The 13,752-nt window shown below is 37.3% G+C and carries 13 protein-coding genes and 2 pseudogenes; 8 read left to right on the top strand and 7 right to left on the bottom strand.

Going from position 1 to position 13,752, the window contains the following annotated elements:
* Positions 1-40: 40 nt before the first annotated feature.
* Both HG267_RS18190 and HG267_RS18195 read right to left on the bottom strand, forming a co-directional pair.
* Positions 41-667, bottom strand: coding sequence for a hypothetical protein (locus tag HG267_RS18190; RefSeq protein ID WP_045867830.1), 627 nt, complete (start codon positions 665-667; stop codon positions 41-43).
* Positions 668-894: 227 nt separating this feature from the next.
* Complete coding sequence (locus HG267_RS18195; protein ID WP_045867829.1) at positions 895-2,427, bottom strand: ATP-binding protein; 1,533 nt, start codon at positions 2,425-2,427, stop codon at positions 895-897.
* Positions 2,428-2,599: 172 nt separating this feature from the next.
* Here HG267_RS18195 and HG267_RS18200 point away from each other — a divergent pair, with 172 nt between their 5' ends.
* From HG267_RS18200 to HG267_RS18230, 7 genes and pseudogenes are all read left to right on the top strand, one after another.
* A complete protein-coding gene (locus tag HG267_RS18200) occupies positions 2,600-2,971 on the top strand; it encodes a response regulator (protein ID WP_045867828.1) in 372 nt (123 codons plus the stop codon).
* A 335-nt stretch (positions 2,972-3,306) separates the two neighbouring features.
* A complete protein-coding gene (locus HG267_RS18205) occupies positions 3,307-3,876 on the top strand; it encodes a DUF3611 family protein (protein ID WP_045867827.1) in 570 nt (189 codons plus the stop codon).
* A gap of 406 nt (positions 3,877-4,282) precedes the next feature.
* Entirely contained in the window at positions 4,283-4,594 is a 312-nt protein-coding gene (locus HG267_RS18210; protein ID WP_194007711.1) for a hypothetical protein, read from the top strand.
* Positions 4,576-4,890, top strand: a pseudogene (locus tag HG267_RS18215) (hypothetical protein); the annotation flags it as partial. The gene HG267_RS18210 and the pseudogene HG267_RS18215, both read left to right, overlap by 19 nt.
* Before the next feature lie 108 nt (positions 4,891-4,998).
* Positions 4,999-5,823 carry a hypothetical protein gene (locus HG267_RS18220; RefSeq protein ID WP_045867826.1) on the top strand — a complete coding sequence of 275 codons (825 nt, stop codon included), beginning with the start codon at positions 4,999-5,001 and terminating at the stop codon, positions 5,821-5,823.
* A 55-nt stretch (positions 5,824-5,878) separates the two neighbouring features.
* Positions 5,879-6,112 (top strand): hypothetical protein, encoded by a 234-nt coding sequence (locus HG267_RS18225; protein ID WP_263420074.1) that lies wholly within the window; start codon positions 5,879-5,881, stop codon positions 6,110-6,112.
* A 389-nt stretch (positions 6,113-6,501) separates the two neighbouring features.
* Positions 6,502-6,894 (top strand): peptidoglycan-binding domain-containing protein, encoded by a 393-nt coding sequence (locus tag HG267_RS18230; RefSeq protein ID WP_045867825.1) that lies wholly within the window; start codon positions 6,502-6,504, stop codon positions 6,892-6,894.
* Positions 6,895-7,000: 106 nt separating this feature from the next.
* Here the strand turns inward: HG267_RS18230 and HG267_RS18235 are convergent, their stop codons facing one another.
* Positions 7,001-7,897 (bottom strand): S-layer homology domain-containing protein, encoded by an 897-nt coding sequence (locus HG267_RS18235; RefSeq protein ID WP_235623000.1) that lies wholly within the window; start codon positions 7,895-7,897, stop codon positions 7,001-7,003.
* Between the two features lie 460 nt (positions 7,898-8,357).
* Here HG267_RS18235 and HG267_RS18240 point away from each other — a divergent pair, with 460 nt between their 5' ends.
* Positions 8,358-9,209, top strand: coding sequence for a DUF2382 domain-containing protein (locus HG267_RS18240; RefSeq protein WP_045867824.1), 852 nt, complete (start codon positions 8,358-8,360; stop codon positions 9,207-9,209).
* 75 nt (positions 9,210-9,284) lie between these two features.
* Here the strand turns inward: HG267_RS18240 and HG267_RS18245 are convergent, their stop codons facing one another.
* From HG267_RS18245 to HG267_RS18260, 4 genes and pseudogenes are all read right to left on the bottom strand, one after another.
* Positions 9,285-9,884 (bottom strand): SH3 domain-containing protein, encoded by a 600-nt coding sequence (locus HG267_RS18245; protein ID WP_045867823.1) that lies wholly within the window; start codon positions 9,882-9,884, stop codon positions 9,285-9,287.
* A gap of 64 nt (positions 9,885-9,948) precedes the next feature.
* Positions 9,949-10,854, bottom strand: coding sequence for a DUF3267 domain-containing protein (locus HG267_RS18250; protein ID WP_045867822.1), 906 nt, complete (start codon positions 10,852-10,854; stop codon positions 9,949-9,951).
* Positions 10,855-11,238: 384 nt separating this feature from the next.
* Positions 11,239-11,625: pseudogene (locus HG267_RS18255) on the bottom strand (alpha/beta hydrolase family protein); the annotation flags it as partial.
* 633 nt (positions 11,626-12,258) lie between these two features.
* Positions 12,259-13,629, bottom strand: a complete 1,371-nt coding sequence (locus tag HG267_RS18260; protein ID WP_045867820.1) for an ATP-binding protein — start codon at positions 13,627-13,629, stop codon at positions 12,259-12,261.
* Positions 13,630-13,752 lie beyond the last annotated feature (123 nt).

Raw genomic sequence — 13,752 nt, forward strand, 5'->3', positions numbered from 1 at the left:
GTAAATGTTGCCCTCGATCTAATTCCCTAGCTCTACGCTGTTAGAAACCAGTAAAATTGTAACCAACTCCTAGCATCAAACCCACATCCGTATCATCTAAAAATGCGGCATTCACTCCTGCTGTTGCCGTAAAGTTAGTATTTAAAGGCACATCTACGCCACCAGTTAAAAGCAAGCCAACGTCTGGATCATCACTAGTTTCAATTGCTACGCCAGCTCCAACATAAGGTGCTACAGAGAATGTATCTTCAAAAGCATCTGCTGTGCGGAAGTTAAAGTCATAAGTTAGAGGAACCAGAACAACAGGATCGTCCTCAATAGCCACAGATGGACGCACAGATATGCTACGTGTCAGGCCAATTTTACTGATGACCATAAAGCCACCTTCACTTAACGCCGAGTCACCACCTAAACCAATGTTCCCAGCCACGCCAATATAGCTGGAGCCACCACGGGTAGTTCGACCAGGATTAATATCTACTTGCGCCACCTCAGCAGCAGTTTCAGCAGCAGGTTGTGTTGGCTGAGGAATTAAATCGGCTGCTGTTGTTGAGGTTTTACCGGGAGTTGGTGGAGTTTGTACTTGAGCAGATAATTCACTACCAAATATTGTCACTGTGGAGCAAATAAGCAACGCAGAAAATCGTTGTGACCAAATATTATTCATTGTTCAATTTTTTCTGTTGACTGTTGACTGTTGACTGTTGATTGTTGACTGTTGATTGTTGACTGTTGACTGTCAACTACTCTTCATGCGATATTTCATCAATAGTTTAGGATTGCTATAGTATCAGGCAATTTCATGAACCACATGGATCGCATCATTAAATGCCTGAGTTACACCTTTGAAGTTAGCTGGCAAAAGTGGAAAAGTCGTGGATATCAGCGATATTTTCAAAATTGCTCAGATTGAATAGGTAACTTGACTGTAAATGTCGCTCCTTGTCCTATTCCTGGACTTTGAGCGGTAATTGTACCACCATGCACCTCTACTACATGATGTGCGATCGCCAGTCCTAAACCTAATCCTTTATTTGAGCGAGTATGAGTACTATCTGCTTGGCGAAAGCGTTCAAATACGTGAGGTAGAAACTCAGCACTAATACCTTGGCCTGTATCTTTCACTTCAATGAGTGCTGAGTCAGAAGAATTTAACTCAGCAATTAATGATAATCTCACTTCAACTCTACCGCCCTTAGGTGTAAATTTAATGGCATTGGTGAGTAAATTTAATACAACTTGTTGCAAGCGGTCTGAATCACCGCTAATTTTAGCGATAGAAGTATCAAGTATAGTTTCAATTTGAATATTTTTAGCATCTGCTAATGTTTGAACAACTTCTATTGCATCTGTAATTACTTCTACTAAATCAACCAAATCAATATAAAGTGAAAGTTCTCCTCTGACAATCCGCGAAATATCAAGTAAGTCTTCAATCAGTTGCATTTGTAAGTTAGCATTGCGCTCAATTGTTTCCAGTGCCAGATTAGCTCTAGCCTCATCTAATGCACCTGTTTGCAACATCCCCACCCAACCAATAATTGCAGTCATGGGGGTACGTAATTCATGGGAAACTATCGCTAAAAAATCATCCTTAGAACGGTTGGCGGCTTCTGCTTCGGTGCGTGCGGCTTGTTCTCTTAACAGTAATTGTTCTCGTTCTTCTTCAGCTTGTTTGCGCTCAGTAATATCTTGCATAATTTTCGAGAAGCCGCGCAAATTGCCATTTTCATCTCGTAAAGGTGTGATGATACACTGAGCATAGAAAAATGTACCATCTTTACGAACGTGCCAGCGATTATCCCTATAAAAACCTGCTGTTATAGCTGTGCTTAATATTTGTTGTGGTACTCCTTGCTCAATTGCTGCGGGTGAAAAAATTTGCTCAAAAGATTGACCAATAATTTCTGCTTCTTGATAACCTAATATACGTTCTGCGCCAATATTCCAAGTGGTAAAGTTACCATTTGGATCTAGCATGAAAATTGCATAATTAGTTACTCCTTCTACTAGTAAGCGATAACGTTCTTCACTTTGTTTTAATTTATACTGGCTTTGACGTAGATGCTCGTAATTTTGCTGCGCTTGCGATCGCGCTTGGCGCAGTGCAGAGTTGAGTGAGCTAATCAACAATCCTACTAACGCAAACTGAACCAACCCCACTACAGTAAACCCACTAACAGCCAGAGAATCGAAAGGCGGTAAGAGGAAGTAGGCGCAGACGATTGCAGACAAAAAAGTAGCCACCAATCCTGGCTGGAAGCCACCATACCAGGAACTCACCATCACAGCAGCTAAAAATAACGGATAAATAGAATTCAGCCTGTGTAGCTGCCATAGAAGCAGTGTCAGCAGTAAAGCCAGTAGAACGCTGAAGCAGGCAATGCTATAGCCTAGAATTTGCGATCGCCGCGTCAATCTCTGCATTTTTGATTATTTCAAGTTGTACCCTTAGATAGATTTTGCTTCTACACGAGTTTTCCACTTTCAAGTTTTACCTTAGAAATCAATCTTAAGAGTATGGTAATTCTTAATAGTCGCTCTTCAGAATCAAAGTAGTCAGAAATAATAAATTCTAACAGCAACGAAAATCTTAACGATGAAAACTCAACAAATTTTAGTCATTGATGATGAAGATGACATCCGTCAATTGATTCAGACTTGTCTAGAAATCATGGGGGGCTGGAATGTTTTGACAGCTACTTCAGGTAGTCAAGGATTACTCTTAGCTCAGTCATCTCAACCCGATGCCATCCTGTTGGATTTAATGATGCCTGAGATGGATGGTTTGACAACTTTTCAAAAGCTACAAGCTAATCAACTAACTAAACATATCCCGGTAATTTTATTAACAGCTAAAGGACGTACATCTGAGCAGCATTTATTTATTCAAATGGGCATTAAAGGCATCATCAGTAAGCCATTCAATCCTCAGAAATTAGCTGTTCAAGTAGCAGCAGCTTTGCAATAGATACATCATTAATCAGAGACATTATTCAATATTTAGCCATTCTTAGCCTGAAATTATGAATAATCTGGCGTGAAATTTATGGCAGATTTGCTAAAAAATAATCTATCTTTAGTTAGGTAAAGTCTTTCTCAAGTAGTAATTTCAGATGAATATATATATTCTCCACTAGTTTTCCACTTTTAATATTTAATTTATAAATAGTTCATTTTTGGCTTGAAGCTGAATTAATAAAATATTTTTGACTATAAAAATCACAAAAATCAGCAATTAAATTCAGCAAGATTTTGAAAATTCCTACTCTGAGCTATTTATGAAACACACATTATGAGGTGCAAATGTTAAATAATTTAGAATCTTTTTCAAATACACCAAGCAAACAAGAATTTGCTACTACCTTTCGTTTAGTAAGCAAAATTAGTTTTTGGGTACAGTTAGTTCTTGGCTTAATTTCTGGTATTGCTGTGTTATTGGCTTACTTTAGCCGTAACATTACTACCCAAACAAACAATGCAGGTATAGGATTTGGCATATTTTTAGCTATTGTTGGTATTTTATTACTGTGCTTTCGGGTATATTGGGCTTTCCGTTACAGAAAATTAGCACAACTTTTACAAACACCAAATCCTCAAAACCATCCCAAGAAAGAAGATGTAATTCAAAATTTACGCATTGGATTTATCGTGAGTTTGGTAGGAATATTAATAGCTTTTATTGCTTCGGAAGAAACAGTTGCAATCATTTTAGGTAAAGCCTTAGCACAACCTCAAGGTGTGGCAATTTACCAACCAGAAAACGTGATTCGTTCACTAGATGTTTTTGTCATGTTAGCTAACGTGAATTTGATTGGCGCTCACTTTTTTGGTGGAGTTACTTCTCTAGGACTCCTCTATTGGGTAGAAGATTAAAGAATTTATAGCAATCCTAAATGATTTGTGAAATATTACAAGTAGGGTTGTTAACAATCAACAATCAACAGTCAACAGTCAACAGTCAACAGTCAAAACCGATATTTTTCACAACTGAAATAGGATTGCTATAGCTACTACTATTGACATACTAAACCTCATACTCAAGTCATATTCTCTAAATCAACTCGAATTCTCCTCGATTTTTCCACTATTGAGATTTAGTCTCAAAATACAGTCTGTTTTCATGTCTCCTCTTTTGGTTGAGCAGCTCAATCTTATCTGAATTTAGATGTTGAATTGAATATTGAGATTCTTGGACAAATCATAGTTAACAGTTGATTCTAGCCACAAATATGATAATTGACCAAAATCAAATAATTAATCAAATGTTCAGGAGGTATTTATGTACAAATTAAATCATTTTAATTGGCGGAAAATTGGATTAGCAGGTACAGCTTTTGGGAGTTTATTAATTAGTTTTTCTAGCATAACTCCATCAGCATTAGCACAACAACAAAACTCTAAAATTAACCCTTGTCCGAGTATATTTTATGAAGTACCACACCGCGATCGCGTTATGGTTCCCGCCGGATGTCCGCCGAATGCTGCAACTTTAAGAATGCAACAGCAAAGACAAACATTAGGTCAACCAACTATTATAGTTGTTCCTATTCGTCCAGGTGTCAGACCAATCTATACTACGGCAAGAATCTAGCAGTAACAGGTGAAGTAGAAGATATTAGAAATGCCAATTCGTTTACCTTAGATGAAGACAAGTTATTTGGTGGACAAGACTTGTTAGTGATCCGCGCTAGTACTCCCCAAGGAACTGTAAACGAAGGTGAAAAAGTTGCAGTCACGGGTGTATTACGTCCATTTGTGGTCGCTGAACTGGAACGGGATTATGATTTGAACTGGGATTTGACTTTGCAGAAGCAACTGGAAGCCGAATACAGTAATAAACCTGTGTTAGTTGCAAATGAAGTTTATCCTTCAGCAATTCCGCAATAGAGAATAAAAAAGAAAGAAGAAAAAGAGGTGTGTTGAGTGTTGACAAAAATTAGGCTTTTCACAACAATCGAAACTTGAATAACCGTAAATAGAGACAGCTTTTTTAATATGAAGAGCCTGAAGACCAACCAAAATAAAAGCAAGGACAACTCCCAAAGGCGAAGTTTATTAGAATGGCTTGGTAATGCATCAGTGTTAATTTTCTTGCTGTTGTTGGCTTTGCTAGTGAGAGGAGGTAGCTTTTTTAATTCCAAAACAACTTTCACTAATACATCTGAAGTTGCTCAAGTTACAGATACATTTCTTGGAAAGTCTGTAACTATTAGAAGCAAAGCAATTCAGAAAATCGGTTTGAGTTCCTTCACTGTCAAAGATGCAAGATTCTTCAATGGCGAACCTATTTTAGTTGTCAATGCTTCAGGTGTGCCTTTTGATCTACCAGTTGACCAAAACATAGAAGTTCAAGTTACTTGTCAGGTTCGCAATTTAGCAATTGACAACATTGAGCAAGAGTTCAATCTAAACCTAAAGGATGAATATTACAAAGAGTACGTTAATAAACCTGCAATTATTGCTCAATATCTTGCGCTCTCACCCGAACCCGCTCAAATAATTCAAAGTCCTGAAAAATACTATGGTCGTAAGGTTGCAGTAACGGGAAAAGTGGCAAATATCCGCAGTGCGATTTTATTAACATTAGATGAAAATCAATTGTTTGGTGGGCAAGATTTACTAGTGTTATTAACAGCACCACCACAAGTAGCAATAAATCAAGGTCAGACAGTATCAGCAATGGGTGAAGTTCGTCGGTTTGTTGCTGCTGAAATTGAGCGAGACTACAACTTTACTTGGAGTCTTGATACGAAAAGAAAGTTAGATGCTGAGTATGCTAATCAACCTGTTTTAGTTGCAGAAACTGTATACCCTTCTTAGGAATTCTCAGTTGGTCATGGTGTTTTTATGGATATTTTGAAAAAATTTAGCTCGTTTGAACTATGAAAATAAACATTTATTTGTGCCTGGATTAACCAAAGAACAAGTAGCAAATCTCCCGGAATTTACCGAAGGTTTAGCAATTGATCATGATTACGAAGAGCGAGTTAGAGGAGTTTATCGCCCTTTAGTACCTTTAGCAATGCCGGGTATGTTCGGTATGATTGGCGCTCCTGCTCCCTACAATTACACAATGGAACCTTACTTTTATGAACTAACCGATCTCTAAGCTGTTAAGCATTTAAATTGTATATTTTGCACTCAGGTTGTCAAAAGTCAAGAGTCTAAAGTCCAAACTAGCCTTTGACTCTGGACTCTTGACCCTTGACAGTCCTAACGCCAGAATATTTGATTTAGGTGCGTATCAGCTTACTTCAGAACCTATGAAGAAAACATGAAAAATAGGAGGAATTTTAACAGAACAAAAATATAAAACAGATTGGATATTTATAAAAATGTGTAGGGAAAAATCATTCTTTTTAGGGATGGGATGAAACACATCCTGAAACTGATGACTGATGACTGATGACTGTCAACGTGAAATCCCATCTCCGGAGAGTGAGATGAGCTTAATAAACAATTTGTTATTTGGATTTATTTTTGGAGGAATATAAGTGTATGAATCCTCAATTTATCAGCTCAAAAATTTTCCGATTTGGCTTGATTTATGTATTATTTATTGGGATGCTACCCTTTAATTTGGCACCTGCTCAAGCACAAGTAAATAGTAATAGCTCAATTACAGGTAGGCTTTCTAGATACAATCCCCTGAATGCTCCCTTTCTTAGGGTTGGATCTCGTGGACAGGCTGTAACAGATGTGCAAGCTGTTCTCCAAAATTTAGGATTTTATCAAGGAGCAATTGACGGTATTTATGGACTGAGAACCGCTAGGGCTGTTACAGCATTTCAGCGATCGCAGAGATTGGTTGGTGACGGTAGAGTAGGTGCGCTAACCTGGCAAGCATTACGCGATCGCACTAATGCAGCGCCTCTACCTGGCCCCTTTTAACGCTCAACTAAGTGCTGGGATTATCTTTCTTGACTTCGGGTTAGCTAAATTGCAACATATGCGATCGCATATTTATTTTCCAGCGAGGTTTTTCCTGTTGGGGTTTTCAGCGAGTATTACTACTAATTTCAGTCGGACGAACAATATAGTTAGCAGCCTGTATATTGCTAGGTAATGGTTGAAGTCTTCCTTGATTTACCAATGCTTGATAGATAAAAGCTGCGATCGCGCCACGAGTAGCTGGTTGAGTAGGATTGAGAACTTTAGTATTGGGATGATTGACAACTATACCTGCTTTCGTTGCTTCGGCGACTTCATCAACCGCATACTGAGGAATATTTTGAGCATCTGTATAATAGTTACTAACTAAAGTAGAAGCCGGAACTGCTGGGGAAGAAGCAGCAGCAGTTTTATATACAGCTTGAGCAGTCATCAGTGGCTGCATTAAATTAGTCATTCCTATAGGAAATAACAACTGTTTTCTAGCAGGTTGAGGGTTATTAGGTTGAGTTGCAACTGGCGTTGTCAAATTCAAGTTTTGCGCCAAAGCAACTAATGCTTCCACCCTGGAAACTGGCTGTCTAGGGCGAAAATATCCTCCCGGAAAACCATGCATAAATCCCATTTCATAAGCTTCTTCAATCGCTGGCGCTGCCCAATTGCCAGTAGGAACATCTTTATAAACACTACCACTGGCTATTTTTCGCTCTTGATTTTGGTTGAACGCTTGACGAATAATTGCCGCAAATTCATCGCGATCCACGGACTCATTGGGTCTATAAGTCCCATCTGGATATCCGGTAATAATGTTGCGTTCTGCTAGCCTTTCAATGAACGGTTGTGCCCAGTGATTTTTGGTGTCGGGAAAGTTAGCTCCTGAGTTTTGAGCCACGGCTGCTTGCGGATTGGCAAAAATCAAAGGCTCTACGATACAGGTTAAAGCTATCAGCCCTAAAAAGAGTGAAGTTGTAGTTATCGATGATTTATTAATACAGTCAGACACAATAATTCTCCTAATTACTAAGAATCTTTTTATCTCTAAGCTTAACCTCAATTATCTCGATTTTTTTCTACCTCTTGGTATATTCAAATTTAAAAAAAATGATTATAAAGACTGTGAACTTATATGTTTAACATCAGGAATCAAAAATAAAATTGCTTTCTCCACTAGTTTTCCACTTTTCGCTTCTAAACTATGAAACTATCAAAATCACATCACAATTGTGATATTTGGTCTGGATTTTTGTGGAAGATTGTCCCCACAGCTTTTATCGGAGTTCATCTCCGATAAAACATTTCTTATGGCCTATATTGAACACCAATTATATTCATCTGAGCAATCTTAGTCAGAATTGATGGTTTAAGGTTTTTATTAAACTTGTAAATAAACAACCTATACAGGTTTAAGTCGGTAATGCTTACAATATTTATCCGTCAAAATGTTTAACTTGGAGGCAAATAATATGGCAATCGTAAAGCTTGAAGAGTTTTATCCCAACTACCGAGAAGATTCCTTTGAACTAGATGACATCAAAAAATTTGATGTTTATGCTAACCGTAATGAAAGAGTAGGCTTATTATCGGATATTTTAGTTGATGAGCAAACAGGTAACTTCCGCTATTTTGTGGTAGATACAGGTTTCTGGATTTTTGGTAAAAAAGTCCTGTTACCTGTTGGACTAGCTGACATCCATTACACTGAAAAGCACATTTATGCCAAAGGCTTAACCAGGGAGCAAGTAGAAAATCTGCCTAATTTCGATGATTTAGAGAAGGTTGATTACGACTATGAGGAGAGAGTACGCGGCGTGTATCGAGGTTCTCTGACTACTTCTGATGTAACACAGCCTGCCATGTACGATCACAACAATTACAACTACGAGCAAGAACCTTCACTTTACAACATTAATGACCAGGATCAACAAAGCCTAAAACTGTACGAAGAACGATTAATAGCCAACAAACAACGTCGCAAAGCTGGGGAAGTCAAAATTGGTAAACACGTAGAAACAGAAACGGCTCGTGTAGCAGTTCCCGTAGAAAAAGAGCGTGTAGTAATTGAGCGTGTTAATCCCACACAGACAACACCAAGCAATCCTCAACACGCCTTTCAAGACAGCGAATTCGCTCGTATGGAAATTTATGAAGAAACGCCTGATATTTCCAAAGAAGCTGTTTTGCGTGAAGAAGTTCGAGTGAATAAGGTTGTAGATACAGATACAGTTGAGGCTAGTGATACAGTTAGGCGCGAAGAGTTAGATGTGGATAGTGAAGGAATTCCAGTTGTAGATAAGAGTAATAGGCATAATAAATAGAGAAGAGCTATAATTTTGAGCAGTACAAAAAGCGATCGCAATGCTGCGATCGCCTTTTTTTTACTTCAAAGTTTTTTATAATTGGTTATATTCGTAACCCTGAATCCCAAAGCCTTTTTCCTGTAAATAAATTTGACCACTATTGCTTTCACCAATGATCAATTCTGCTTGACCCGACCGAGTTTGAGTTACAGGAATAAATCTTACTTGATAAACAGTTGTACCTTTGATTGCTATATAGCTAATCCAAGGTTGGTAATCATCGCTTTTAGGAATTCGCACCGCAGCCACACGCAGTAAATCCGTACTATCAGTTGCTTTAACGTAAATATTCATATATGGCTGTTCTCTACCATAAACACGTACTTGTCGGCTTTGGGTTTCAAACAACAGCCGCGTATCTGATTGTGAAGGATTGGGATTTGCTAAAACATTAATTACATCTTCACGTACCCAACCGATATCATTATTACCCTCTGCATATCGGATACGATACCAAGAATATCTATCACCAGCAGGCTGACTTTTCTCCAAAATAGTCACACGAGTACCAGATGGTTTGGTGAGTTTCACATTGTTGCTCAACGAAGGGCCAGAACGGATATTAATTTGCAAGTTCTGGTTATTCGGGTTATTTGTTTTGAGAATCCCAATTTGTTCAGTTCCAGTAATCATAATTTATTTCCTTGCAATTGATGTGTGTGATATATAAAACCTGTAATGATTTAAGATTTTGATATTAAGTATTAGTGAAGTGGCGTTGAAACATCTTAACTAATAATCCTATAATAACTAAAGTCAAAACCATTAATAAAATTGATATCCAGTTAAAACCTAGACTAAATCCTGCTGTGGTATTTTCCCAACGTAAAATCCAGAAATAGTTATTACCAATAATAAATGAAGGCACTGCTAATATTTTTAATATTGGTATCAGCAAAAATGTAGATATCAATAATAGGCACAAAGCCATCAAAGCAAAATTTAATAAAGATGATGCTACTGAACGAGGTCTACTTTTATCAGTTCTACCAAAAGGCAGTTCTCGACGAGTTACATGAAGAGGAGCATAAATAGCCATCCCTTCTTCCCTATCTTCGACTCGAATTGACTGCGGACAACGTATTAATTGCACCGCCATCCAGATATCACCAATCGCACCACCTGTATTGATTGCAATTACCCAAATTAACCAAGGTGCTTGAGGAAAAATTGCTAATAGGAGCAAACATAAAATATCAATGACTACTAATGGTGCTAGACCAATGACAAGAAAATTATTGCGGCGGAAAAAATTCCCAGGTGAAGTTGCATAAGCTAAAGGTAATAAATATTTAATTTTCAATCCATAGCGTGGCGAACCACCAAAAGCAGCAAATGCAATTCCATGCACTAATTCATGAACAATGATAGTACCAAAAGTAACCACAAATAAAAAGATAAAGGGGATAATTCCGCGCCAAACTCCACCTTCAGAACTTTCTACACTGAAAATCAGTGTTTCTCCGTGAATGGTTGCGTAATACCAACTGGCACCTGCGGCTGCTATTATTAACAATAATGAACCCAAAGTAGTCCAAATAAGTGAGATTTCCGGAGTTACCTGGAATACATAAATCGGCTGTTGACGATTTGTGAGATTCATAATCATTGCAAATTGCTACCCTTACGTTCCAGATTAATAATCTTCCCGGACTTTTTCCTCAGTCTCTGGGTTTAAATACTCTGGCGATATTGAAATAAATTTTCTAGGATTTTATTAAAATTCAAGATTGAATCTTGCTATAGCAATCCTATTTAAGTTGTGAAAAATATCGGTTTTGGCTGTTGACGGTTGACGGTTGACTGCTGACTGTCAACAGTTAACAGTTAACAACCCTTCAGATCAGATTTCACAAATCATTGAGGATTACTATAGTTTAGTTGTATTACTTTTAAAATGAAACTGGATTGGCTTGAGGATTTATCTAGAGACTTGATATTTAGAGTAGGCACTTTGTATCTGCCTTGATTAACCCCAGCAATTAGACTATTTAAAAGCTTGTTGTAATTGCTCAGAATTCAAAGATTTCACTAAACTTAAAGGTAGTGGTTGCTGACTAATAGTATTAGTATAATCTGCGCTGAGGTAAGAAATATAGCTTGGTTGTTGGGCTACATAAGTTTAAAAAAAAGGAATGCTTAAAGCTTTAACATAACTACGAGCTAATTCAGGACTAGAACCGATTACTTGTGTAGGCACTGGCACAACTGCATTTGATGATTCTACGATAGTTGAAAAGTGGGTGTCACCATTAATTAATACTAAATATTTATTGGGAATAGTCAACCAAGTAAATGGTTTAATTTGTTCTGGTAAAGCTGGAGCTACGGTATCATTATTACCAGAAACAATCATCACTGGAATTTTATGTGACTTAAAGGAATTGTTTGCCGCAACGGCAAGCTTTTACTTTAATTTCACTCCGGTAATCTCATACTTTAGACAGTAGCCTGTTGGTTTATAGGGTAAAAATGGCTGGAATTATTATCAAACTTCCTTAAACCAAGCATATTTACTTAAAAAGTGTTCAGAACAAACGGCAAGCTTTTACCTAAGTTTTGAACTCATGGCAACATTTTAGTTAAAACTGAACTATTTCGGTTGCGAACCGACAGGTCGGCGCTTCGCTATCGCCATCGAGGGAGACAGTGAGTTTTCTCCACTATTTAAAGTAAAATTCTGCCCCTAGTTCAGAATTGAACTAAAAGTAAGCCGCTTGTTCATTGACCATATTGTAAATAATTATACTTAATGATTGAAAATTTTATCAGAGTTACAGCAATTTTTGTCTCATAGACTACTAGATACTGTTTAAAGTATCAAGAAGCCGCAATCAAATTAAAGTAAAAGCTTGCCATTGCGGCAAACATTTCCTTTAAGTCACAAATATATTACTTTACACATAAAAGCGGATTTTAGATTGATTCTACAGATAAATCTAGGGAATTTTACCATCAAATAAATATTGGTAATTCTGATTCATATCATCTGAAAATTCATTCTATGTTACTTCTTGATTTGGCTGTGAGATTGGGAAATTTTTACTGTGAAAGTAGTGCCAATATCTACCTCACTTTCTACGTAAATTTCGCCTTGATGCAATTCCACACACTTTTTAACTACAGCTAATCCTAGTCCAGTCCCAACAATTTTACCTACATTCTCTGCACGATGAAAAGGCTCAAATAAATGCTGCTGAAATTCTGATGGTATACCTATGCCTGAATCTTTAACTTGCAAAATAATTGTGTCTGCTTCACAACTGAGAATCAACAATATATCTGCATCTGCTGGCGAGTATTTAATGGCATTGGCAAGCAAATTACTGAGAATTGAGTATAGCAAATTTTCATCTAATTGAGCATGGGTACAGTTATTTTTTGTAATAAATTTAATTGGATGTTGCGGTTGATTACAAAATTGAATATCTTCAATTAAGTTAAGACAAAATGCTTCTAAATCTAAAAGTTCTGGATTAAATTCTAGCTTCCCAGCTTCTGCTCTAGTCAGAGTCAAAATATCGGTTAACAATTGGTTCATTGACCGAGCTGAAGATTGAATCCGATGTAAATTTTTAACTTTCTTTTCTTCTGTCCACTGCTGATTGCTTTGAGCTAATAATTGAGCTGAACCTAAAATAATACTCAAAGGGGTGCGAAATTCATGGGAAACCATCGAAAAAAAGCGCAGTTTTAATTCACTGAGTTCTTTTTCTTGAGCTAATGTCCGTTGCAAAGCTTCTGCTTGCTGACGCTTCACCAATTGTTGATAAAGCAAAGCGTAAACAGCCAACAAAATAGCAAAACTCAGCACTGTACCTAGGAATTCAATTAACATCCGGTTGTGAATATTTTGCTGGGAATGTTTCACCGAAATTTCTAATAACTGTTCTTCTCTTGCTTGCAACTGAGCCAGAATTTGGCGAATTTCACCACGAGTTTGGTTAATTTTTGTAGCTTGCAGTGCAACGGTTGATTTGCCTAATTCCTGAAGTTTGAGCGACTGTTGAGAAAGTTCAACTCTTTGAGCAATTAAAACTTTCAGCTTCATGAGTTGTTGCTGTTGAGAAGTATCATCAGCAAGTTGTTGTTGCAAATTTTTGACTTTGGCATTTAGACTTTGCATTGCCTGTTCATAACGTTTGAGTTCCGATCGCTCTCCAAACAGAATATACCCTCTACGTCCTGCTTCCGCATCTGTCAAGGTAGCAAAGATATCGATCAGGCTTTTCATTACTTCATGTGTATGCTTTACTTTATTGCTACTTGCAATTAACTGAGTGGCATTTTGGTAAGAAATTAAACTAACTATACCCATGAGTATCAAAGATAAACCAAAACCAGAAGCAATCCATTTTCTTTCCAGTGACCATTTCATAGTGCTACCTTTAAATTCCCCTATTTGTACCCGATATATGCCCCTTATTTCTACAATTTATTGTTAGGCTAATAATTGAATTAACCTCTTTTACACTATACATTCTTCAAACTATTTTAATTA

The sequence above is a fragment of the Tolypothrix sp. PCC 7601 genome (genome assembly GCF_025677855.1).
Lineage (GTDB): Bacteria > Cyanobacteriota > Cyanobacteriia > Cyanobacteriales > Nostocaceae > Aulosira > Aulosira diplosiphon.